The following is a 25701-nucleotide window of genomic DNA, read 5'->3' as shown; positions in this document are numbered from 1 at the left end:
ACCATAGCCAACAACTCAACGTATTAACACATACATAACAGGAATGTAGACAAGGGTTATATATGAACAAAGTTTACAGCATTATTTGGAACGCGGCACTCGGTATCTGGGTGGTCGTTTCTGAATTAACGAAAGGAAAGAAAAAAAGCAGCTCGCGTAAAACTGTCGCCGTACTGGCAGCTGGCGCATTAAGCGGTGCTTCATTGCTGGCTTCTGCAGCCCAGATTACCGCAACGGGTGAACACGATATTCATGAAGACTTCAAGACAGGTATTTCCGCTGGGGTTTATGAGGGTATCCACGACTACGGCTTTTTATATGAAGATAACACCACCGGTCAGGCACTGAATATCAGTGGTGCAATCCCAACATTTAGCCCGGGTCAAAGCGGCGTTGTTGAATCAACCACTATCCGGGAACTGCTGGAAAGCGGCAAAATCACCCTGCTGGCGACCAGCCCTGACCAGAGCGTAAAAACCATTACCAACTCTGAAGAACTGGCGGAATACCTGACTTACAACCAGTCGTCAACGCCTTCGCAGAGCACAGAATTTGATATCAACGATCCGGCGTTTCCCGGCGAAAAAACGACCATCAAAGTCTTTGATACCAATGAGTTAAATGGTTTTCTTACCGAAGCGCAAGTCGGCGATGCGGTATTAAACACCTTTGATGCTCAGAAATCAGAAATCTATAAGCAATTTGGTATCGCCCTGGCGACAAATGGCTCCATTGCGAATCTGAATATTGGCGACGACACCCTCAATGTGCGTGACAAAGCCAATACCATCGAATTGCTGGCAAAAGATTCCTCGCTGCTGGAAGCGCAAGGTACTGCAAGCCAGGTGAACTGGCAGTCAGATAACTATATAAAATTTAACGCAGCCCCGGTGATCCCTGAAAAAACGTTCACCGGTTCAGCGCAAACCTCCGTGTTTGGCGATGAATTTTCGCTGATGACCTATGGCTATGACGAGGATGGCAAGGTCGTCGAAACCGGGGAGCGCACATTTACTATTACCAACACACAAGAACTGGCCGAATTCAATGACTGGCTGTTGGGCAAAAGCGACGACGCGGCACAAAACCCTGATGGTGAAAAAGTCAGCCAAATCCAGCTGTGGATAGATGCGGAGGAAGTCACAACCGTCACCGCAGCACAAACAAAGTACGCCGAGCTGATTGAAAATCTGCTCACCTCCGGTAAGCCAGCTGACATACTCAGCTGGGATTACGACGTCTGGACCGACGGTTTGTCACATACCAACAACGCGACCGCTGGCCGTGGTGAGTTACATGCCATCTACGCCAACGGCGCAGGCACCTCCGGCACCTTGAACAAAGACGCGATTATTGCCGTGGACGGCAGTATTAATGGCGTGATGAAAGCCATTAATGGTGGGGTTATCACTAACCTTGGTGAGCTGAACGCATTACGCACGTCGACCGGGCAAAGCCTGGCGATTGGTATGCTGGCAAAAGACGCCACGGCAACCAACAACGGGATCATCAACTCCGGGCTGTTTATTGATAAAGACGGCAAACAAAACGTCAACAGCTATGGCGCATTTGGTATGCAGGGGCAAGGCGCCAGTCAAATCACCAACGAAGGTACCATCAACCAGGCGATCACCACCGATAACTTCGGCACCGCTTCTGCCGCCGATCCCTGGAGCAAGGACGACCCCGCTGACTCGCTGACGCTGGCCATTGGTATGCAACTGTCTGACAATGCGCAAGGGGTCAACAACGGCAATATCAACGTCGTGGACGGGCGCAAAAACGGTGCATCCTTTGCTAAAGGCACCGCCTATGGCGTAGAAGTCGCCGACAATGCCACCTTTACCAATAGCGCAGGTGCCTCTATTTATCTTGGCCGCAACGCAAGTGATCCGTCTAAAGATGTCACCATGGCTGGTGGTTCCAGCCTGAGCGCCGGGATCATGACCAAAAGCGCCAAAGAGGTGATTAACAACGGTCTTATCACGCTGGGAACCGGCGTACGTAACGCCGCGGGTATGCTGATTGGTAACGCGACCGGCAACGTAATCAATACCGGTAATATCGTGATCAATGGCGATTCCAGCGCGGGGAGTAGCAGGAACTACGGTATCACCGTGCGTGACAGCGGCGCGGAAAATAATCAGGAAATCCGCAACGACGGCAAGATTAACGTCAACGGCACCAACAACGTCGGCATCCACGTCAGCGCAACTAACAAAAATGCCGAAGCCACTACCAGCGCTTCAGGCTCTATCGTAGTTGATGGTGAAGGTAGTGTCGGGAACCGTAACTATGCCGTCTGGGCTGAAGGTGGCAAAGATGGAAAGGCAGTGGTCAACGTCTATTCCAACATCACGCTAAACAAAGCCGGGAACATCGGAGTACACGTGCGTGATAACGCCGTCGCTAACGTCGACAGCCTGAGTAGCCCGGCATTCAACAGCACCGATCAGATTGGCTATTACCTGTATGGTAAAGGCGCAACTGCCAATATTGGTCAGGCAGTAATGAATGACAACGGGCAGGATCGCACCACCATTTTCCGTATTGCCAACGGCGCAATGCTGGCCGGTAACACCACCACTCCTGACGGTCAGCCCAGCTAAAACCTTGACCTGACCTTAAGCGGCGAACAGTCCGTTGGCGTATTAGCGACGGGCACAGGCAGTAGTGTGGATACCGGCGAAGCCACGTTCACCGTGCAGGGCACCGACTCCGCAGCGCTGCTGATTGAAGGCGGCGCCACAGGTAACATCAGCGATAAAACCACCATCAATTTAACCGGTGAAAGAACCATTGCCGGGGTAGTGGACGGTCAGGCTCACCAGCTGAATGGCAACGCAGAAGGTAGCGCCACTCCGACCATCCTCACTTCAAACGCAAAAATCACTTCAGAAGCCAGCGGCAACAAGGTTATTGCCTATGTGGCAAGGAACCAGGGCAGTCTGATCCTCGATACCCAGGCAATTATCGATCTTGCCAGCACCGACAGCATTGGTGTTAATGTGCAACAAGGCGGGAGTTTAACCAATAACGCGACCGCTGCCTTACATGTGAGTAACGGCATTGGCGTACAAGCTTCTGGTTCGAACGCACAGATTAAAAAATTGGGTCAGATTCAAGTTGATGATGGAACCGCAGGGGTTCTGCTGACCAACGGCGCCAGCCTGAGTATTACCGGTAATGCCGGTGATGCCATCACGACTAATGGTTCGGCCGATGGTATTCGTCTCGATACAGGAGCCGGTAAGCTGGCTGCCAAAGGGGTGATTATTAGCGCCGAAGGTACTGGCGCGGGCATTCAAAACGACGCCAACAATACAGATATCACACTCAACGATGTCACCATCAATGCCAACGACGGTCCGGGGATCCGTACCAGCGTCGCGTTAAACATGAAAGATGGCCTGAATAACATTCTGAACGTTAACGGTAAAGGTACCGGCTTCGCCTTTGAGCAGCGCAATGGTGACGCAGTGACAGGCAATCTGACCATCGGCAAAGGCTATACCGTTGAGGTGCATAACAGCGAAGGCAGTGGTATCCGCGCCAATACGGACGGTAAGGTCACCACCAATGCCGATATCAACGTCTACGACAGCGCAGGTGGTTCTGCAATCATCGCTAAAAATGTTAGCGCAATAGCCAATAGCGGAAAAATTATCTCTGCCAGCACCACCGCACCCGTTATTGATGCCAGCGGTGACAGCAATAAAAAAATCACCAATACCGGTACCCTTCAGGCTATCAACGATACGGCAGTGGCGATTCAATCTGACAAGGGTAATGACACCATTGATATCAGCCAGGGTATCACCAGTGGCGTGATCAACACCGGTGAAGGCAAGGACACCTTTAACTGGCAAAGCGGAACCTTTGCCGGCGAGGTGAATTTCGCCGGAACCGGCGGCAACAATAAAGCCAACATCGGCAATGTGACGCTGGATAAAACGCGCCATATCACTACCGAAGCCGGCAGTGGCAACGCCCTCACCTTCACCAATACACACGGTAACAGTGCGAAAATTGGCAGTCTGAGCAGCGATAACCTGACCACCGGTACCAACATCGGCACGGGTTGGGACTCACTGACCATTAGCGGTTCAAGTGCAGATATGCGCATCGTCGATCGTCTGCAACTGGCAAGTAAAACCATTGCGGTTACCAATGGCGCAACGCTGCGTACCGGCGATCACGGCGAGTCCACCAGCACTGCCGCGACCATCGCTGACTACAATGTGACGACTCAGGGTGCAGGCAGCCGGGTCATCTTTGACACGCAGGGCGACACGACGGCGGCACAGATCTATAACGGCGTCATCAGCGGTGATGGGAAGTTTGAACGCGCGGCGGGCGGCACCACTGTCTTTACCGCCAACAACACCTATACCGGCTCTACCACTATTGATCAAACTGGTACGCTGCAGTTGGGTAACGGCGGAAATACAGGCGGAGTCAACGCCGTGTCTGACATCATCGACAATGGCGTGCTGGCGATTAATCGGGCCAATGATGTGCTGCTTGGCGGCGTAATCTCCGGGATCGGTGCGTTACAGCAGATTGGTAACGGTATTACTCGCCTGACGGGCAATAACACCTATACCGGCGACACGACCGTCACCAGCGGTACGCTACTGGTGAAAGGTAATCAGAGTGCCGCGACGGGTGTGACCAAAGTAAGCGGTACGGCGACGCTGGGGGGGAACGGGGTGATCGGCGGCGACGTGCTGATGAACGATGCCTCTACCCTCAGCGCCGGTGACGGCGGTGCGGGTACGTTATCCATTAACGGTAATCTGCAGCTTGGCAGCAAAACGACCTCCGCTTTCGAACTGGGTCAAGCCTATACGCCAGGCGGCGCGCTAAACGATCTGATTAACGTCGCAGGCGATCTGCAACTGGACGGGACTCTGGATGTCACCACTTCACAGGGCGGTAACTTCGGACCGGGCGTGTACCGTATCTATAACTACGGTGGCACGCTGGATAACCAGACGCTGGAATTAGGCGCGATACCGAATAGCCAGGATAAGAGCAATATTTTTGTTCAGACCTCCATCGACAAACAGGTCAACCTGGTGAATGCCAACGGCGTTACCCTGCAGTTCTGGGACGGCGCAACCGTTAATCAGAGCCACGGCGCGTCGGGCATTGAAGGCGACAGCAAAATTGACGGTGGCGATGGCAAATGGATGGCAATCGGCAGTCAGGGTGATAACAACTGGACCACCGCAACCGGTGAGGGTAACGCCCCTTGGGCACAGAAGTCCTTCGCCGTCTTCACCACCAAAGGCGGTACCGTTACCGTGGATAACGCCGCGGGAGAAGTTAACTTCTCCGGAGCACAGTTTGATGCCGATGGCTATGTCGTTAAAGGCGATGCGCTTAACGCGTATGCCACCACGGAAAACGCGACCCACGCAGGCCAGACGCCGGGGACTGGCGAACTACTGGTGCGCGTTGGCGCTGGTGGTGCGGGACAAAACTATACCGCGACCATTGAGTCCGTTATCCGCGAGGCCAGTACTGCTGACAAGCTGACGCTGGTGAAAACCGACCTTGGCCGTCTGATCCTCAGCGGTGACAACGAATATCGCGGCGGCACGCGCATTGATGGCGGCACGTTGCAGATCTCCTCCGACAGCAATCTCGGCCAGAGCGGAACTGACCTGGCCATCAATAACGGTTCAACGCTGCAACTGGGCGCGGACCTGACCAGCAATCGTACCATTGAGCTGGGAGCGAATGAGAATGCTGCGGTGTTTGACCTTAATTCGCACCACTTCACGCCAACCGGTGAGATTACCGGCGAGGGTAAACTGAAAGTCGCCAGCAGCTCTAGTGATGCGGGCAGCACCTTGTCGCTCGACCGCGCAAACAGCTACAAAGGCGACACCGAAATTGCCGGTACCGGAAACGCCAACAATGTGACGGTCAACGTCAGCAAAACCGGAGCCTTTGGCAGTAATGAAAGCAGCACCGTGAACGTCAATAAGGGTGCGACGCTCAATGTCAGCGGGACAGATACCAGCCTGAAATCCCTGACTATGAACATCGCCGACAGCCTGTTAACGCTGGCGGATAACGTCACCGCCGCAAGCGCAATGCTGAACCTGACGGGCACGGCGAAAGCGGTGTTAACCAACAACGCCAGCGCGGGCAACGCGACGGTTAACGTGTCAAAAGACAGTACCCTGGCGCTGGAAGAAAATGCCAGCGGGGGCAATGCCACCGTGAATAACAGCGGACTGATGACCTTTGCTGACTATGCGATGGCAGAGAACACTGTCGTTAAAAACCTGGTGGGCGGTAAGGTCGATATCAGCGCAGTCGACAGCGCAACGTCTATCGGCTCGTTGTCCGGCGCGGGTAATGTCGAACTGGGCAATAAAGAACTGTCGCTGGGTAATCTGCATCTTGATGACACCATCAGCGGTATTATCAGCGGCAACGACGGCAGCCTGGTGAAAATCGGTGACGGTACGTTGACGCTGACCGGCGATAACACTTACACCGGCACCACGGACGTCAATGAAGGCGTGCTGCTGGTCAACGGTAATCAGTCTGCGGCTACCGGCCAAGTGACGGTTAAATCCGGGGCAACGCTCGGCGGTAACGGTATTATCGGCGGCGCGGTTGATGTGCTGGACGACGCGCATATTACCGCAGGTGCAGCTATCAACAGTGTGGGTAAACTGACTACCGGTTCTCTGACGCTCAGTGATAACGCCCAACTGGATTATCAGTTTGGTCAGGCTTATACCCCGGGCGGTGCCTTCAACGACTTGATTGACGTAAATGGCGATCTGACGCTCGACGGTAAGCTCAACATTGAAACCTCACCAGGCGGTAGCTTTGATGTGGGCGTTTACCGCGTCATCAACTACACCGGCACATTGACCAACAATGTAATGGATATTGCTAACGCACCGGAAGCAGCTGACAGCCTGTACGTGCAGACATCGGTGAAAAATCAGGTCAACCTGGTCAACCACGCCGGACTGACGCTGCGCTTCTGGGACGGCACCGGCGGTGAGAATGGCGAGCTGAAAAATAACGGCGTCATCAACGGCGGCGACGGTATCTGGCAATCCAGCCAGGGTAACGACAACTGGACTACCGATGAATCGACGCCAGAAGGCGCGTTGAACGCACCGTTTACCGATGCCGCATTCGCCGTCTTCCAGGGTGAAGCGGGCAACGTAACCGTCGATAACAGCAAAGGCGATGTCATCATCAGCGGCGCGCAGTTCGCCACCGATGGTTATCGTGTGGGCGGCGAAGCCATTACCACCGACACGGCAAACACCCTGATTCGTGTCGGCGATGGCACAGTAGACGGCGCCAGTTATACCGCCACTATCGACAGCGTTATCCGCGGTACCGGCGGCCTGAATAAAGGCGATCTCGGTACGCTGATTCTCACCGGCGACAATACTTACAGCGGTGGCACCACCATCACCTCAGGGACGCTGCAGGTGGCGGGTGATACCAACCTGGGTGCGGCAGATACGGGAATTACCTTTAATGGCGGTACGCTGAAGTATGGCGAAGCGTTTGATACTGCCCGTCAGGTGACGCTGGAATCCGGCGGCGGGACATTCGACACCAACGGGCATGACGTTTCTCTGCTGACGGAAGTCGAAGGTAACGGTCAACTGACCAAAACCGGTAAAGGCTCCCTCACCCTGACGCTGGATAACACCTACACCGGTGGCACCACCATCGAACAAGGCGTTTTACAACTGGGTAACGGCGGTGATATTGGCAGCATTCAGGGGGATGTCGTTGATAACGGCGTACTCAACGTCAATCGTGGCGATACCCTGGCGCTGACCGGCAATATCAGTGGTAAAGGCCAGTTGCATCAGACCGGTAGCGGCATTACCGAGCTGCAAGGTGAAAACAGCTACAGCGGCGCTACGTTGATCGCCAACGGCGTGCTGCAAGCGGGTAATACCAACACCCTGAGTAGCGCATCACACCACTATGTAGTCGCAGACACCACGTTGAACACGCAGGGCTATAACCAGACGGTAGCGGGCCTGAGCAACGGTGGCGATGTCTCGCTCATCGGTCAGCAGACTGGCACAACCTTAACCGTCAAAGGGGATTACACCGGCGAAAAAGGGACTATCAACATGGCAGCTATCCAGAATGGTAGCGGAGCAGGCATTGCCGACCGTCTGATTATCGATGGCGGTAAAGCCAGCGGTAGCACACTGCTGGATGTCGATGGCTCTGGTCTTGGCGCGCCGACCATTGGGGATGGTATCGAAGTGGTGACTGCGCTCAATGGCGCAACCACAACCGCGCAAACGTCGCGGGATGCCTTCCATCTTGCCGCCGATCGTATGGCTGCAGGTGCGTTTGAGTACCAACTACATGCGGGTAATGCTCAGGGCCAGGGTGAAAACTGGTATCTGAGAAGTGAATACCGTCCAGAAACCATGCTGTATTCTGGCCTCGCCAGCGTAGTACGTCAGGGTGATATTAGCCTGTTAGGTAACATGCACCAACGTATGGGGGACGAGGTTAAACCGGGCATTGATGAAGACAATCGCGCCTGGGCAAGAATGATTGGCTACTCCGGTAAAACCAAACTGGATGATGCAGCCGGTACGCAAACCAGCTCCCATACCATGGGTATCCAGGTCGGCGTTGATATGTATGCTAACGAAAGCTGGAAAGCCGGGATGTATACCAGCATCCTTGATATCGACAGCAATGTGAAAGGCACGAAGACAGGCAGCGATGGCAAAGGCGGTAACATCGACGACAACGCATTTTACGTCGGTGGCTATGCGACCTGGTTCTCGGGTGACGGTATGTATGTTGATAACGTCCTGCAGTACGGTAACCATAAATCCCGCCTGGCGGCGACCGGTAACAACGGCTCGTATACCGTCAGAGGCAACACACTGACGGCGTCGACAGAGGTGGGTAAATCGTTCCGTTTAGGCGCCAGCGCATGGAGTCTGGAGCCTCAGGCTCAGTTGATCTACCAGTACAGCGACTTTGATAACAGCACACTGGATGGTGTGACCCCAACGAAAGTGAAAATGGATACCGCAGACTCCTTTACCGCGCGTCTGGGCGTGCGTCTGGTCGCTGACTATGACACCAACCATGGCAAATTCCAGCCGTACGGCAGGGTTAACGTCTGGCAGGGTCTGGGTTCAAAAGACAAAACGCACTTTAGCAATGCGGTAGCCACCACTACGCTGGAATCTTCACAGCAGTACTCCAGCACTGAAGTTGCAGCCGGCCTGTCATGGTCTATCGACAGAAACCTGCAGGTCTACGGTGAGCTGGGTACGCAATTCAGCAACGGTGGCAGTAAGTCGCAGATCGAAGCGCCGGTCAATGCCTCTATCGGCTTTAAGAAATCGTTCTAAGCTGACATAAACTCGCCAGCCTCCTGTTTAGCAGGGGGCTTTTTTTTGCTTATAGTATTACAGGGGTGGCTGATGCGCGACGCGTATCAGGCCTACAGACTTACCAGCAACGTGGAACAATCAAGGGATTGGGAAACGTAAATACGGAAGGATTAACGATTATATTGCGCTAAGAGTGAAGGGATCTCTTGTGCCTGCACCGGGGGCGAAATGAAAAAGCCTTGAATTTTGTCACAACCAATCTGCATCAACCGGTCCAGCTGGGACTGGGTTTCCACCCCTTCGGCAAGAACTTCGATACCAAAATTATGCGCCAGTGAAATAATACCCTCAACAATCTTTGTCGATCGGGTGTCGGGTTCAATGCCAGTGACAAATTCTTTATCAATTTTTAAGGTATCAAAAGGGTATTTCAACAGGTAATTAAGATTAGCATGACCGGTTCCAAAATCATCAAGCGCAAGCTTGACCCCTATCGCCTTTAATTCCGTCATATTTTTAGCCGCAATCTGACTGTCGTACAGCGGTGACGTTTCGGTGACCTCTATTTGGCATCGATGGACCGGCAATCCGGAGGTGGTAAGATTTTGTCTGACGCGTTGGGGTAACAGAGGATCGCAGAATTCAAGCGCGGAAATATTGACGGATAATACAATGGGGTCAGGCCAGGAAGTTGCAACATCCCACGGAGAGTGAGTAACCATATCTTCAATTGAAATAATATTGCCGCTATCTTCCAGTAACGTAATAAAAACATCGGGAGAGATCATACCCATCTGAGGACTATTCCAACGCATTAATGCTTCAAATCCGCTTATACGCTGGGCGCGTAAATTGAAAATAGGCTGATAAACCATATAAAGTTGACTGGTATTCAAAGCCTTTTCAAGCGCAGTTAGCACCTCATTGGAATTAAACATTCCCCTCTCCCTCTACAAATCATAACATTAAAAACCAGTCAAAATCACTCCCGAATTGTATCTACTATTAGGTGTATTACATCAGAAAAGAATGGTCAGGTTAGGGTAAAAAAGACATACGATGGGTAAATCTGACAATTAACTTATTTAAATCAGAGGTATTGGTCAGGCCAAGCTTGGCGACGACTCTCATCTTATGTGCCTGAATCGTTTTATAGTTCAGGCTAACTAACTCAGAAATTTCTTTGGCTGTATAACCACTTACCAGTAAGTTCAGGATCTGCTGCTCTCTTTCGGTTAATCTTTTCTGCGAACGATACAGTCGGGGGTTCCATTTCCCGACTGATAATGTCGCCAATTGACCAAAATCACGCAATGAAGATTTTTCAGTCAAAACTATTATTTTTTCGACATATAATAACTCTACGCATAATTTCGCCACCAAACTATCAGCAACAATCACCACGACGTTATTATAGAATTTGAATCGGTTTTTATTCAAAAACTGAACAATGTCCGAACACGCATGTTCATTATCGATGATATTAAAAACCATGGTTTGATGCTGGCATAATGATGACTGATGCAACATATCCTCAAACTGGAATGTTTGTATCGGTACATGTTTGCTGGTGAGGTAGGCAAACATACCATTGCCCACAAAATTATCACTGCCACACATCAACATCCTGTTCACCGTTCCTTATAAGCTTCTAATCTTGTTACTCATTAAAAATTTAATAATAATTTTCTCGACTTCAGTCTCTTCACGACGATTTTTAAAATCAAACTCACACGAAATCTGATGACAGGAATACAACTGGTTATCCTCATCAAACTCATTGATCAGGACGACATCGATCACTTTTAAGTCCAGTTGTAAACTGCCAAATGTATCGAAATCCAGAGATGCATTTTTAATCACCGCATCTTTATAAAGAAAACGGGCGTTTACATCTTTAACGATTAACGCACAACCACCCTGCGAGATATTTTTGATCTTGAAAGAGTAGTTTTCTCCATTTTTGTAACGACCAAAACAGAAAAAGTCATACCCCTTCATGAAGGAAAAACGCTGATTTTGTCTCTGCTGGGCAAAGAAAATCAAATCCGGAATGAGGTAGGATAATCCTACTTCTGCACCTGCTGATGGGGTTTGCTCGAATCTGGCACTAAATTTCACAATCCCGCTTTCGCTGTGCAGGATAAAGTATTGGACCTTTTCAGGAACAATGTCTTCGTGCCAGGAGATAACAAACCGCTCGAAATCAACCTTCTCTAACTGCGTGATAACGCTACTGTTTTCACATAACACTTCCAGTTTCGTTTTCTTGTGCAGCTCTTCACGAAGGGTAGCTATGATTTCAAACTTATCTTCCTTTGCTAATCCAAAGCTCATTCTAAAACCCTTATTTCCATATTTAAGATATGTCTCGCGTTTGGTGACTCACAAAACACAAGATCAGCATCCACCCTTGGTGCTTAATTACCATAGTGGATTCCATGTCGAACAGTTGGTTAAAAATTAAGTTTTTAACTATCTTTAGCCATTTATTGATACGTAAAAACATTTAATCAAAGTTAATTCTAGCTGAAGTCATGCCTAAAACCATGCGAACGTGTTGATTAACTATAACAAAAGTGCATAACAATCTTTTTTAAAGTGTCATTTTGAGATAACAAATAGCAAGAATTGCACAGAAAAAAACAGAGAAAAATGAATGGGTTTTGATGGAGGAACTACGCAATATGCGAACTGGTGCGCTATCGAAGAAGAAAGAAGATGCTTACTTCACTATATTATTAATCAGTAATATAAGTCCGACTGGTTATTGTGGCAAAGCGAATCATTGTATTTCATGTATAACATAAATTTCCCTTAGGGCAGAAAAAAGGCCAGCGTCCTGCTGGCCCGGTAATTACCGAATCGAACTATAGTGGCTTACTGTCTTGCAGAGGGTACAACGTTAAAAATTCAATACTTTTGCTTAATAATTGATCGGGAAGAATCCGCGATGATCATCACCGCTCCCGCCAACATTAACGTATCTTTTAACACCAACCGTCCAGCGCCTGACAAGTACGGAAATCCGTGGTGTAAATCACCCAGCGGCATCACCCATGCTTCTGGTGTGGTTATTAAAAATGATAAAGTTACAATTGGTGTGGCAAATGCCAGAACGCCGCCAATTAATCCCAGCCAACGGCTAACAGGATTAGCCAGCACCAGCAAAGCGATAAGAACTTCGACTACGCCCAGGCCATTTGAGAACGTATACGTGTTATTCGCCGTCTGCCATTCACGAGCCTGCGGTTTGAATTCACCTTCGTGGGTTAAATGTTGTTTGTATTCTTCTGGATGCTCATAAAAAAATGACATTACCGGACTATTGGCGACAAACGGCGTAATGCTGTCGGCTTCGTAAGGTACAAATTTTAATAACCCAATCCAGATAAAAACAATCGCGATACTCAGGCGAATCAAGGTTAATCCAACCCTATCACCTTTGCCCAATATACGAAGATATTTTTCCATTCCGGCTCTCCTCACTTGTACAAAATTGCCGTTGCGTGAGTGCTGCTATCAATGCGCATTGAAGTAATTTTCCAGGAAGTCGCTTTCTTTTCCTGTGTCAGTTTCGCAATGGCATCTTCCACCACGGAAGGAGTGCCAGACACAGTCGATACGCTCACGTGGGCAACCTCAGTTTGCGCTAACACGGAAAATGTCACCGGAGCAGTCAGTAATGCAGTCATTAGTAACGTAGTTTTAAACATGTTCATTTCTATTCCCATTAACAAGTTATTTCAGTGGAAATATAATAAAACATGTCACTTTATTTTATTTCATCCGTAACGCCAAAATAACTGTCAATTAGTATCAGGAAATATAAAAAAAGCCCCACACGGGTGGGGCAAATATGTAGACTACGCTATTATTATTTAATGAGAGAAAAGAGATCGTTTAGTGATTCGCTCATGCTTGGATGGGTAAATATTTGGTCACGCAATGTGGTATAAGGTAACCCCGCATCCATAACCGTCTTGATGATATTAATCATTTCATGAGAATCCACGCACAGCAGCGACACACCTAATATTTGTTTCGTTTCGCTATCCACCACCGCTTTAAGTACGCCACGGGTATCATTCATCACCCGCGCACGCGGGATAGCCGCTACCGGCAACGTCACGACCTGCACCGCCGCACCGCTGGCACGAGCCTGTTCTTCAGTCATTCCGACGCGGGAAAGCGGCGGCGTCATAAAGACGGAATATGGTACATTTTGACGATCGCCCGTGTTACGTACCCCCTCGCCTAGCAGGTTGTCGCGCACAATACGGAAATCATCCAGCGAAATATAGGTAAATTGCAATCCACCAGTGACATCGCCCATTGCCCATATGTTATCTGCCGAGGTACGTAGATATTTATTTACAATAATGGCACCGCGGTCGTTTACATCCACACCCGCATTCTGCAGCTGCAGATTTTCAGTCGCCGGTTTGCGACCCGATGCCACCAGCAGCACATCCACCGTCTGGGTACCTTCCGGCATGTGCAGCTGTACTGCACTATCGTGAGAGGAGACCGACTGCACGTTGGCATTGAGGATCAGCTCAACGCCTTGGTCGCGTAAAATGTTGGCGATAGTATCAGCAATATCCCGGTCTTCACGAGGCAAAAACTGCGGAGATGCTTCATAAATAGTGACTTTGCTACCAAAGTTGGCAAACATCGATGCGAATTCAACGCCGATATACCCACCGCCTAAAATGCCCAGACGCTCGGGACGTTGCGTCAAATTCAACAACCCGGTGCTGTCAAATACGCCAGGCGTCGAGGTTAATCCCTCAACGTTCGGAATCGTTGACTGGGCGCCAGTATTAATAAAGATTTTCTCGCCGCTCAGTTCAACCTCACCTGTTGGCTGCACGACCCGCACTGTATGGTTATCAATGAATTCAGCACGACCTTCAATCACATCCACGTTCTCCAGATCGGCAAGATTGTGGAAGTTTTTATCGCGCAGAAAACTGACAACGGAGGTCTTGCGCTGCATCGCTGCGGCAAAGTCATGCTGAAGTTCAGCATCGTGTACCAGGGTTTTGGTGGGAATGCAGCCGATATTGATGCATGTCCCACCATACATGGTGTTTGACTGTTCAATAATCGCTACCCGCCAACCCGTTTTGGCCAGTGTTGCCGCCAGCGTTTTACCCGCTTTACCAAATCCGATAATAATCGCCTGATACTGATTCATGCTGTCTCTCCGCCATGTCACTGTTCGTTTGTTGAACTGAATTATAGGTTTAGAGATGCACGAACAATGTATCCATAACGCGCCAATTACTGTTAGATCGTCTAAAAAGCCACTCTTTCCCTTCCACTCAACCTATTGAGTAATTAAACTAACACCATAAAATTATTAATAAAGTTATGTGTTATAGCGTTGTTTTCATCTCAATTAGCATTAGCAAAAACTGCCCAGGAGTCTTCATGGACGCACTTAGCCGATTACTTATGCTTAACGACCCGCAGGGCTCGATTGATCAAAACTGCCTGTTGAGCAGGGACTGGCAACTGCCGCATGCGGCGGGTGAACTGTCCGTTATTCGCTGGCATACGGTAACCCAGGGATTCGCTCAACTGGATATGCCTGACGGAACATCTTCCACATTACGCCCTGGAACAATAGTCATTCTGCCGCAAAACTCCGCGCATCGTCTGTGCCAGATAGGGGAAGAACAAACGCATATTGTCTGCGGGAGCCTGCGATTACAGGCATCTTCACGCTATTTTTTAACCGCGCTTCCGGAAGTATTATTACTGGCGCCTGAGGAGAACAGCCCCGTCAGCCATTGGCTGAAGGCCATGATTGCGCTAATGCAGGAGGAATACATCAACGACCTGCCTGGCTCCAGCATCGTTTGCAGCCAGCAATGCGCTACACTGTTCGCGTTAACCGTTCGCGAGTGGCTCGCCCAGTCGACACCCGCAAAAAATGTGCTGAATTTACTGCTGCACCCCAGGCTTGGATCCGTTGTATTCATGATGCTGGAGTCACCGGCTTTTGCCTGGACCGTCGAAGAACTGGCAAAACGAGCACATATGTCGCGGGCCAGTTTCGCACAGCTATTCCGTGAAGTATCAAACTCCACGCCGCTGGCGGTGTTAACCGCGCTGCGCCTGCAGTTCGCAGCCCAGATGCTATCGCGCGGTACACAGCCGTTAATCGTTATTGCCGAGTCGGTGGGTTACGCCAGCGAATCGTCGTTTCATAAAGTCTTTTTACGAGAATTTGGCTGCACGCCGGGCGAGTACCGCAAACGCGTGAAAGCGTTGGCGGTATAACGCAACGCCTGCTTCGGCAGTAAAACCGAGGTAGACGAGCGCTTCAGGGCATTACTTTTGGTGGCGATGCCTGTGCAGCCACATCAGCTTATAAGCGGCCGGAATAATGAACAGAGAGAGCAATGGTGCGGTGATCATGCCGCCAATCATCGGCGCGGCTATGCGGCTCATGACTTCTGAGCCAGCTCCCGTCCCCCACAATATAGGTAACAGACCTGCAATAATCACCGCCACGGTCATCGCTTTCGGGCGCACACGCAGCACAGCACCGTGATATAACGCTTCATCCAGCTTATCCGCCGTAAAGGTTTGCGGATTTTCCAGCGCGGGTTCGGCTTCAATAGCGTGGCGCAAGTACATCAGCATCACCACGCCAAACTCCGCAGCAACACCGGCCAGGGCGATAAATCCGGTTCCGGTTGCAACCGACATATGGAACCCCATCCAGTAAAGGAACCAGATGCCGCCCACCAGCGCAAAAGGCACACTGGTGATAATCAGCAGCGCTTCACCAAAGCGACGGAAGGCCAGATAAAGCAGAACGAAGATTATCATCAGCGTCATCGGCACCATTAGTTTGAGCTTATGACTGGCGCGCTCAAGCAGCTCGAACTGCCCGGAAAACGCCACGCTGGTCCCCGGCTTTAACTGTACGTTTTCAGCGATCGCTTTTTTCAGATCGTTCACCACTGAGACCATGTCACGATCGCGGGCGTCGATGTAAATCCAGCTGGTTGGTCGCGCATCTTCGGTTTTCAGCATCGAAGGCCCCGAAACCACCGTCACATCTGCAACATCTGCCAGCGTGATTTGCTGTTTCATGGGCGTCAGAATGGGCAGATTACGCAGCGCTTCCGGGCTATCACGATAGCTCTGCGCATAGCGAAGGTTAATCGGATAACGTGCAATCCCTTCCACCGTTTCGCCGACCATTGCGCCTCCGACCGCTGAGGTGACAAACAGTTGCACCGCGCCGACGGTCATTCCGTACCGGGCCGCTTTCTCCCGATTAATATCCACATTGATATAGCGCCCCCCGACCAGGCGCTCAGCCAGTGCCGAAGAGACGCCCGGCACGGTTCTGGCCACCTCTTCAATTTGCTCCGCCGTGGCGTCGATATCTGCCAGAACGTTACCTGACACCTTAATGCCAATTGGGCTTTTGATCCCCGTAGAGAGCATGTCGATACGGTTACGAATCGGCGGAACCCATAGATTCGCCAGTCCCGGCAAGCGTACGGTTTTATCCAGCTCGGCAATGATTTTGTCCATCGTCATCCCCGGACGCCACTGGTCCTGCGGCTTCAGTTGGATCGTCGTTTCAACCATTTCCAGCGGTGCGGAGTCTGTTGCGGTTTCTGCCTTACCGGTTTTACCAAACACGCGCGCCACTTCCGGAACGGTCATGATCAGCTTGTCGGTTTTTTGCAGCATGTCCGCTGCCTGCGCCGCTGAGATCCCCGGCAATGTCGAAGGCATATACAGCAGGTCACCTTCGTTAATCTGCGGCAGGAATTCGCCACCGACTTTATTCAGCGGGTAGATAACCGTCAGTATTGAAAGCACCGCCACCAGAATGGTGGTCTTGGGCCAGTGCAATACCTTCAGCAATAGCGGATGGTAAATACGGATCAGGAAACGGTTAAGCGGGTTGCTGCTTTCTGCAGGTATTTTTCCGCGGATCCAGAATCCCATCAGGATCGGAATAACCACGATGGCCAGAAACGCCGCACCTGCCATGGCATACGTTTTGGTGAACGCCAGCGACCCGAACAGTCGCCCCTCTTGCCCCTCAAGCGTGAAAATAGGGATAAACGACAATGTGATAATCAGCAGGCTGATGAACAATGCCGGGCCGACTTCTACCGAGGCGTCAGTAATGACCTTCCAGCGCGTTGCGTTATCCAGCTTTTCATGCGGATGCTGATGCCCCCACTCTTCCAGCCGCTTATGGGCGTTTTCAATCATCACGATGGCGGCATCGACCATCGCCCCGACAGCAATGGCAATGCCCCCCAGCGACATGATATTGGCGTTCAGCCCCTGGAAATGCATCACGATGAACGCGATACACAGCCCCAGCGGCAGGGAAATAATCGCCACCAGCGCAGAACGCAGATGCCACAGGAACAATGCACACACCAGCGCAACAACGATAAACTCTTCCAGCAGCTTGTAGCTCAGGTTATCAATGGCGCGGTCAATGAGCTGACTGCGATCGTATGTTGTAACTATTTCTACGCCTTCCGGCAGGCTACTTTTCAGCGTATCGAGCTTGGCTTTAACCGCGGAGATCACCTCACGCGCATTTTTACCGGACCGCAGAATAACCACCCCGCCCGCCACTTCGCCTTCGCCATTCAGTTCGGCGATCCCACGGCGCATTTCCGGCCCAATCTGTACGCGCGCCACATCGCGCAGGTAAACAGGTACACCGTCGGCCCCTGTTTTCAGGACTATATTATTGAAATCATCGAGCGTTTGCAGATATCCACTGGCGCGGACCATATATTCCGCTTCAGCCATCTCAACAGATGAGCCGCCCGCTTCCTGATTCGACGTATCCAGCGCCGATTTCACGTCCGCCAGACTGATGCCATATTGCGTCAACTTCATTGGATCAATAACGACCTGATACTGTTTAACCACGCCGCCTACCGAGGCGACTTCCGCCACGTTGGGAATCGTTTTTAACTCATACTTTAAAAACCAGTCCTGAAGAGAACGTAATTCCGCCAGATCGTGTTTCCCGCTGCGATCCACCAGCGCGTACTCAAATATCCAGCCAACACCCGTGGCGTCCGGTCCCATTTCCGCGCTAACGCCAGCCGGCAATTTTCCCTGAACCTGGTTGAGGTACTCCAGTACGCGCGAGCGCGCCCAGTAAGGATCGGTACCATCTTCGAAAATGACGTACACGTAGGAATCGCCAAACTGCGAGAAACCGCGCACAGTTTTCGCGCCCGGTACCGACAGCATGGTGGTGGTCAGCGGATAGGTCACCTGATTTTCAACAATTTGCGGCGCCTGACCCGGATAGCTGGTTTTGACGATCACCTGAACATCAGAGAGATCGGGCAGCGCATCAACCGGGGTATTGATGATGGTCCAGGTTCCCCAAATACTGAGAAACAGCGCCCCCATCATCACCAGAAAACGGTTTGCCACCGAGCGGCGGATAATCCATTCAATCATTTATCATATCCTCAGTGTGAATGGGTAGCCTGGGCTGGCATGGCGGCTGCGTCTTGCGTCTTACTGTTCTGGGCGCGCATACGGTCCAGTGCGCCAGAGATATTCGCTTCGGAATCAATCAGGAACAGACCGCTGGAAACCACTTTTTCGCCTTCGGTCAGGCCGGAGCGGATAGCCGTCAGTCCTTGAGATTCATGGAATACCGCAACTTGTTTCGGCACAAATCGGCCTTCGTTATCAACGGTGATTACCCGCTGCTCGGTACCCGTATCAATTAGCGCTTTAGACGGGATCAGCAGCATTGGCTCGCTTTGTGTTTTCAGTTGCAGGTAAGCATTCATCCCGGGCTTGAGCGCCTCGTCAGGATTATCGACCTGTAAACGGAGCTGGAGCGTACGCGTGGTAGCATCAACGCTGGGTAAGATACTCCACTTGCTGATGGTGAAAGGCTTATCCGGCCAGGCGGGCACGGTGATGGTAAATTGCGAGGCGTCTTTAATCAGCCAGGCGATAGATTCCGGGACCGACGCGCTGACCCATACCGGGTCCATACCCTGAATTTTCGCGACCACATTGTCTTTGGAAATGTTCATACCCGTACGCAAATCGAATGCGGTGATCACCCCATCAATAGGCGCTTTCAGGGTAAAACGGGTCTGAATTTTACGCGTCGATTTTAAGCGCTGAATATCCGCTTCAGGCATTCCAGCCAGACGTAATCTTTCCAGAATTCCTTCCACCTGCGTCGCGCTGCCGCCAGTTTCTCGCAGCAATAAATATTCACTCTGCGCCTCAACCCAATCAGGAATAGTCAGGTCGATCAGCGGCGCGCCTTGTTTAATTTTGTCCCCCACGGTCAGTGGGTAAACCTTCTCGATAAAGCCCGCTGAGCGGGCCTGGACAATAACAAACTGGTATTCGTTATAACTAACGTTGGCCGGAAAAGTTTGCGCGTAGTGCAGTGGTCCACGACGCACTGGCTCTGTTTTCAGCCCCAGGTTCTGGGTCTGTGTAGGATCGATGCGCACACCTGGTGATGACGCGTTCGCGGTCTCTTCATCGGCATATTTCGGGATCAGATCCATATCCATAAATGGCGATTTACCCGGTTTATCAAAACGCGTGTTTGGGTACATGGGGTCGTACCAAAACAACACTTTTCTGGCTTCTTTTGGCGAAGCCTGCCCGGTTTCAGCCGTTGCTTTTGCGGATGAATAATAAGTATAAATACCGACAGAAATAACCCCACCGGCAATCATGCCAGCGAGAATAAGCGCGGTATTTTTGATATTTAAAGACGCCATAGTGATTTCCATTGCGCGATAGTCTCACCCGCGTTCGCAAAAAACCGGGCAAGAATAAAAGAGACCAACGAGAACGTTATTTACTGATGTGAATATCGCGTAATACAGAGAGATTTCCCTGCTGAACAAACGTAAACGCGACCTTATCGCCTGGCTTAATATCATCAGCCTTCGTATCGGCAACCAGTGTAAAACGCATCGTCATGGCTGGCCAGTTCACCGCAGGAATAGGATCATGCTTGATCGTAATCTTTTTACTTTCCATATCAACAGCTTCAATCACCCCGGTAGCGCTAATGAGTTGTTCCTGTTGAGCCGCTGGCTGCATATTCATCATCTCACCATGCTGATGCTCATTGGCCTGAGCGTTAAACATGATCATAGAGAAAAGACTAAACAGCACAGCTTTGGCGGTAGTATTCATAATTGATGCTCCTGAAAGGTTAATATTAAGGATTACTCCACCCAACCGCCGCCTAAGGCAGCAAACAGCTTAATTTCATTAACCTGTTGGGCGTAATTAAGATCGAGCAGCGATTGCCGCGTAGCGAATAAAGAACGTTCTGCGTCTAATACTTCGATATAGCTAACTGCACCATTCTGATAAAGCGCTCTGGCGCGTTGTAGTGTGATTTGCAATGAATCCAGATAACGCTGCTGCCCGCTAATTTGATCGGCAATGCTTTGGCGCAACACCAGTGCATCCGCCACTTCTTTAAACGCGTTCTGAATTTTTTGTTCGTAATTCACTACCGACTGTTGCTGGCGAATTTCTGCCAGGTCGAGATTGGACTGATTACGTCCAGCGTTGAATATTGGAATATCTATTTTGGGGACAAAATTCCACATGCCGCTGGCGGCATTAAATAAACTGGAAAGATCGCTGCTGCTACTGGACACGGAACTGGTCAACGTTATAGACGGAAAAAATGCCGCTCGCGCAGCACCGATATTGGCATTTGCCGCCAATAATCCGTGCTCAGCTTCCATAATATCCGGGCGCTGCAACAGTATTTGCGACGAGAGCGATGGCGGCAGCGTTACCGGTTTAATATCCCCACGGCTGCGCGCGTGGTCATCAGGTAATTTCCCGTATGTACCCAGCAACAGCTGCAGCGCGTTATTGGCCTGCGCCAGATCACCTTTACGCTTGGCAATTTCGCTACGCGTACTTTCGATCACACCGCGCGCTTGTTCCAACGCCAGTACGTTGGTGCTACCGGTTACCAGTTGCTTCTCTACAAAAGCGTAAGAGCGCTGGTAGTTTTGCAGCGTTTCTTCAGCAACTTGCAACTGCGCGTAAGCCAGACGCTGATTAAAATAACTTTGCGACACGTTGGAGATTAATGAGATGTGCACCGCCCGACGCGCTTCTTCGCTGGCAAAGAAATTCTGTCGCTCAGCTTCACTCATATTTTTTAGCCGCCCAAAGAAATCCAGGTCGAAACTAAGATTGAGTCCAGCTTCGAATTCACGATCGGTGCTGCTATCACCTTTTAATTTACCGCTGTAAGTACCACTGGAGCCAGCCGTGAGTTGCGGGTAGCGGTCAGCGTCCGTGACACCATATTGCGCTCTCGCTTCCTGAACTTTTAGCACAGCCATACGTAAATCGCGGTTATTAACCAACGCCTCGCCAATCAGCGCCTTTACCTGGGAGTCAACGAAGAAGCTCCGCCAGCCCGTGTCCTGATATTCACCTGGAGCCGATACCAGGGCATTCTGGCTTAAAGAAAATTGCTGCGGCACCGGCAAAGCCGGGCGCTGATAGTCCGGCGCCAATGAACAACCGGCGAGCACGAATATAGCGCTGAGAGTAAGAAGCTTAAATTTGCTCATAGTTCTTCTCGTCCTGACCGGACTGATGTCTCTAAAATGTGTAGGAATTTATAGTGCTGTACTTTAACCAAGTGACTCTGTTTAACCGGTGACAGGAAAATGACAAAACTGTCATTTTCCCAATAACCGATTGCTATCCGATCCCGCTTCCCTAGAATTGAAAGTCCGCACACCAGTGCGAGAAGGAGAATGCGATGAAGGTTTTGATAGTCGAAGATGAGAAAAAAACCGGTGAATACCTGACAAAAGGCCTGACGGAAGCGGGTTTTGTCGTGGATTTAGCGGATAACGGCCTGAACGGGTATCACCTGGCGATGACCGGCGATTACGACCTGCTCATACTCGACATCATGCTGCCGGATGTAAACGGCTGGGATATCGTGCGGATGCTGCGTTCCGCCAACAAAGGAATGCCCATTCTTCTCCTCACCGCACTGGGTACCATTGAACATCGGGTTAAAGGTCTGGAATTGGGTGCTGATGATTACCTGGTTAAACCGTTTGCCTTCGCCGAACTGCTGGCACGGGTCAGAACGCTGTTGCGTCGAGGCGCGGCGGTGATTGTCGAAAGCCAGTTTCAGGTCGCGGATTTAATGGTCGATCTGGTCAGCAGAAAAGTTACCCGCAGCGGTACGCGCATCACTCTGACCAGCAAAGAGTTTACGCTGCTTGAGTTTTTCCTGCGCCATCAGGGGGAAGTTTTACCCCGCTCGCTGATCGCCTCCCAGGTCTGGGATATGAATTTTGACAGCGATACTAATGCCATCGACGTCGCCGTTAAGCGTCTGCGCGCCAAAATTGATAACGATTATGAGCCGAAACTGATTCAGACCGTGCGCGGCGTGGGATATATGCTTGAGGTTCCTGATGGCCAGTAAACGATGGCGGCGCCCTTTTTCACTGGCGACACGACTAACCTTTTTTATCAGTCTGGCGACAATTGCTTCATTTTTCGCCTTTGCATGGATAATGATCCACTCCGTGAAAGTCCACTTCGCCGAGCAGGACATCAATGATTTACAAGAGATTAGCACCACGCTGGAGCGGATTATTAACCAGCCTAACGAGCCAGAATCACGCCGACTGGAAACGCTAAAAAATGTGGTGGCGGGTTACTCGAACGTCATTATTTCTCTGGTAGATAGCAACCAGAAGGCCATTTTTCATTCGCCCAATGCGCCGGATCTTCGGCAATTTATCGCCAGCGCAAGGCCGGATAAAAATGCTCATGCCAGCGACGTTTTTATTATCTCAGGCCCTACACTGCAAACCTCCAGACATATCCACGGACAGAAAACATCGTCTAACTGGCGAATGATTCGCCTGCCGGTAGGAAAGCTTGCCGATGGAAAACCAGCGTATACGCTGTATCTGGCGTTATCGATCGATTTTCACCTGCACTATATTAACGATCTGAAAAACAAGTTAATTATGACGGCTTCGCTGATTAGCATCATGATTGTTTTTATCGTGCTGTTCGCCGTATACAAAGGCCATGAACCGATCCGTAATGTTAGTCGTCGCATCCAAAATATCACCTCGAAAGATCTCGATGTCCGTCTCGATCCGCAGGCTGTGCCTATTGAACTGGAACAACTGGTTAGTTCGTTTAATCACATGCTCGAACGCATCGAGGACGTATTTAAACGTCAGTCGAACTTCTCGGCGGATATTGCCCATGAGATCCGCACGCCAATAACTAACCTCGTCACCCAAACGGAAATTGCGCTCAGCCAGACCCGCAGCCAAAAAGAACTGGAAGATGTGCTGTATTCCAATCTCGAAGAGTTTGGCCGTATGTCGAAAATGGTGAGTGATATGCTGTTTCTGGCGCAGGCAGATAACAATCAGCTGATCCCAGAAAAAAAAGCGCTCAATCTGGCTGATGAGGTCGGTAAAGTGTTCGACTTTTTCGAAGCCTGGGCAGAGGAGCGTGAGGTTGGTTTACGGTTTGAAGGACGTGCATGCTGGGTTTCAGGCGACCCATTAATGTTACGCCGGGCAATGAGTAACCTGCTGTCAAATGCCATGCGCTATACGCCAAAAGGTGAGTCGGTAACCGTACGGGTGAAAGAGGCGGATGACCTGGTCCAGATAGTCGTTGAGAATCCCGGAACCCCCATTCCCCCACAACATCTTCCGCGACTCTTTGACCGCTTTTATCGAGTGGACCCTTCACGGCAGCGTAAAGGCGAAGGCAGCGGTATTGGTCTGGCGATTGTGAAATCGATTGTGATTGCCCATCACGGAAAAGTCTCGGTAACTTCCGATCCTTATGTCACTCGCTTTATTCTAACGCTTCCCAAGCACGCGATGTAATTTATGGTGATGACGCTTATACCTGTCATCACCTATTCTCTGACACAACCGTCATAATCCTGTCACGCCACTGACAGTCCCCATTAATTATACTTTCTTCCGTAAACCCAAACAGGAGAAATATGATGAATAAGATGTCCTCTTTTTTAGCTATCGCGTTTTTTATTTCAGCTGGCGTTAATGCGGCAGAAACACCTAAAGTGCATCAACAGGCCGCAATGGCTCATGAAATGATGAATAACAGTGATGCCTCTGCACATCAACAAATGGCGCAGGCACATGCCTCGCAGGCAAATAATTCATCGTCAACACCAACCAATTCGCAATCATTTTCACAAATGAATGAACATGAAAAAGCAATGGTTGTTCACCAATCAGTAAATAACGGCCATTCATTTGCCCATGAGATACAGGCCGAGCAGCACCGCGCACAGATCTCCACTCAAGGGTAAAGACGAACTGTATTGACGACAATATCCATAAATACGCTAAGTTTGAATATTGTGGACTACTCTCCCCGTGCAGGCCTGTTTTTATACAGGCCTGCATCCTTGTTCATCGTTAATGTCAATATTAATAATTCATTAAATCTTCTATTAAAAAGTAAAAACCTTTTAACCCTCCATTCAGATTGTATAAAAATCGTAAATCAACTACTCATTATGTTGCGTATCACAACATTTATCACCTCACCCTAATTATAAATTAGGATTTCCCCTGGTATGCGTCGTTAATATTTAATGGGAGACTGCCGTCGTCGTAAAAATGACAGCCAAAAAGTTCGTATTCCTATAAATAAACTTAATGATGATAGTGAGTGAAAAATGAATAAACGTCTGCTGACCCTCCTGGTCCTTGGCCTGACAACGGCCACAACGGCATGTGCAATTACCCCGGCAATGCAGAAAAAGTATGAACGTTCAGGTTGTACGCAAATGAGCGAACTCAATGGTTGTGATGTGAACAAATCCTATCAATGGAACCACGATCATGGCTTTATCGAGAACGATAACAGCCAGCAAAATCGTCATCATCGCCATGGTGAAGAGCAGCAAAATACAACAGGCCGGGATAACCACGATAATGCGGGTATTGATGGCAAATTCAGCGGAAATTACGTGGCCAAATTTGCCAATGGTCAACGCAGCGTTGATATTCACGTCGAAGATTCCGGCGTTTACGTCAATGGTAAGGAAGTACGTGACGTAAATACCTATAAGGATACGATGACCTTCCGCGTCGGTTATGCCACTTACACCATTAAAACAAATGGTCGCGGTAGCTGGAATGACAGCGATGCAGGAAACGCTGGCAAAATTGTGCGTGAATAACAGATACCGCTAAAGAGCGCTGCGATCACAGCACCC

General features: G+C 50.3%; 15 protein-coding genes and 1 pseudogene. 6 read left to right on the top strand and 10 right to left on the bottom strand.

Going from position 1 to position 25701, the window contains the following annotated elements:
- Nucleotides 1-62 precede the first annotated feature (62 nt).
- Nucleotides 63-9401 (top strand): annotated as a pseudogene (locus tag OGX67_RS22005) (autotransporter outer membrane beta-barrel domain-containing protein).
- 152 nt (nucleotides 9402-9553) lie between these two features.
- Here the strand turns inward: OGX67_RS22005 and OGX67_RS22000 are convergent.
- The 6 genes from OGX67_RS22000 to rclA form a co-directional block, all read right to left on the bottom strand.
- On the bottom strand, nucleotides 9554-10321 hold the full coding sequence (locus OGX67_RS22000) for a putative bifunctional diguanylate cyclase/phosphodiesterase (RefSeq protein WP_257651669.1): 768 nt from the start codon (nucleotides 10319-10321) through the stop codon (nucleotides 9554-9556).
- A 100-nt stretch (nucleotides 10322-10421) separates the two neighbouring features.
- Nucleotides 10422-11003, bottom strand: a complete 582-nt coding sequence (locus tag OGX67_RS21995; protein ID WP_008319941.1) for a helix-turn-helix domain-containing protein — start codon at nucleotides 11001-11003, stop codon at nucleotides 10422-10424.
- A 21-nt stretch (nucleotides 11004-11024) separates the two neighbouring features.
- On the bottom strand, nucleotides 11025-11720 hold the full coding sequence (locus OGX67_RS21990; protein WP_003021965.1) for a flagellar brake protein: 696 nt from the start codon (nucleotides 11718-11720) through the stop codon (nucleotides 11025-11027).
- A gap of 576 nt (nucleotides 11721-12296) precedes the next feature.
- Nucleotides 12297-12857, bottom strand: coding sequence for a reactive chlorine resistance membrane protein RclC (gene rclC / locus OGX67_RS21985; protein WP_003021961.1), 561 nt, complete (start codon nucleotides 12855-12857; stop codon nucleotides 12297-12299).
- Between the two features lie 11 nt (nucleotides 12858-12868).
- A complete protein-coding gene (rclB, locus tag OGX67_RS21980; protein ID WP_353622716.1) occupies nucleotides 12869-13099 on the bottom strand; it encodes a reactive chlorine resistance periplasmic protein RclB in 231 nt (76 codons plus the stop codon).
- A gap of 161 nt (nucleotides 13100-13260) precedes the next feature.
- Nucleotides 13261-14586 (bottom strand): reactive chlorine resistance oxidoreductase RclA, encoded by a 1326-nt coding sequence (rclA, locus tag OGX67_RS21975; RefSeq protein WP_061548167.1) that lies wholly within the window; start codon nucleotides 14584-14586, stop codon nucleotides 13261-13263.
- Between the two features lie 236 nt (nucleotides 14587-14822).
- Between rclA and rclR the strand changes: the two genes are divergently transcribed.
- Nucleotides 14823-15677 (top strand): reactive chlorine-specific transcriptional regulator RclR, encoded by an 855-nt coding sequence (gene rclR, locus OGX67_RS21970; RefSeq protein WP_257651670.1) that lies wholly within the window; start codon nucleotides 14823-14825, stop codon nucleotides 15675-15677.
- A 51-nt stretch (nucleotides 15678-15728) separates the two neighbouring features.
- On the opposite strand, the gene OGX67_RS21965 is transcribed toward rclR, so the two are convergent.
- From OGX67_RS21965 to OGX67_RS21950, 4 genes are all read right to left on the bottom strand, one after another.
- The gene (locus tag OGX67_RS21965) at nucleotides 15729-18872 is read right to left on the bottom strand and encodes a CusA/CzcA family heavy metal efflux RND transporter (RefSeq protein ID WP_286527265.1); all 3144 of its coding nucleotides are present in this window, start codon (nucleotides 18870-18872) and stop codon (nucleotides 15729-15731) included.
- Between the two features lie 11 nt (nucleotides 18873-18883).
- Nucleotides 18884-20176 carry an efflux RND transporter periplasmic adaptor subunit gene (locus OGX67_RS21960; RefSeq protein WP_003021947.1) on the bottom strand — a complete coding sequence of 431 codons (1293 nt, stop codon included), beginning with the start codon at nucleotides 20174-20176 and terminating at the stop codon, nucleotides 18884-18886.
- A gap of 76 nt (nucleotides 20177-20252) precedes the next feature.
- Entirely contained in the window at nucleotides 20253-20600 is a 348-nt protein-coding gene (cusF, locus tag OGX67_RS21955; RefSeq protein WP_016149747.1) for a cation efflux system protein CusF, read from the bottom strand.
- 32 nt (nucleotides 20601-20632) lie between these two features.
- Nucleotides 20633-22015, bottom strand: a complete 1383-nt coding sequence (locus OGX67_RS21950) for an efflux transporter outer membrane subunit (RefSeq protein ID WP_003847478.1) — start codon at nucleotides 22013-22015, stop codon at nucleotides 20633-20635.
- Nucleotides 22016-22209: 194 nt separating this feature from the next.
- Between OGX67_RS21950 and cusR the strand changes: the two genes are divergently transcribed.
- The 4 genes from cusR to OGX67_RS21930 all read left to right on the top strand — a co-directional run bounded on the left by cusR (nucleotide 22210) and on the right by OGX67_RS21930 (nucleotide 25665).
- Nucleotides 22210-22893 carry a copper response regulator transcription factor CusR gene (cusR, locus tag OGX67_RS21945; protein WP_003021940.1) on the top strand — a complete coding sequence of 228 codons (684 nt, stop codon included), beginning with the start codon at nucleotides 22210-22212 and terminating at the stop codon, nucleotides 22891-22893.
- Nucleotides 22883-24334, top strand: a complete 1452-nt coding sequence (locus tag OGX67_RS21940; protein WP_110248883.1) for a Cu(+)/Ag(+) sensor histidine kinase — start codon at nucleotides 22883-22885, stop codon at nucleotides 24332-24334. The genes cusR and OGX67_RS21940 overlap by 11 nt, the downstream gene beginning before the upstream one ends.
- Before the next feature lie 125 nt (nucleotides 24335-24459).
- Complete coding sequence (locus OGX67_RS21935; protein WP_061548161.1) at nucleotides 24460-24786, top strand: PcoE/SilE family metal-binding protein; 327 nt, start codon at nucleotides 24460-24462, stop codon at nucleotides 24784-24786.
- A 372-nt stretch (nucleotides 24787-25158) separates the two neighbouring features.
- A complete protein-coding gene (locus OGX67_RS21930) occupies nucleotides 25159-25665 on the top strand; it encodes a hypothetical protein (protein ID WP_061548160.1) in 507 nt (168 codons plus the stop codon).
- Nucleotides 25666-25701 lie beyond the last annotated feature (36 nt).

It is taken from the genome of Citrobacter sp. Cf118 (assembly GCF_030334095.1).
Lineage (GTDB): Bacteria > Pseudomonadota > Gammaproteobacteria > Enterobacterales > Enterobacteriaceae > Citrobacter > Citrobacter freundii.
The sequence above is the reverse complement of the archived record's forward strand: the minus strand, read 5'-3'. Positions and strand labels throughout refer to the sequence as shown.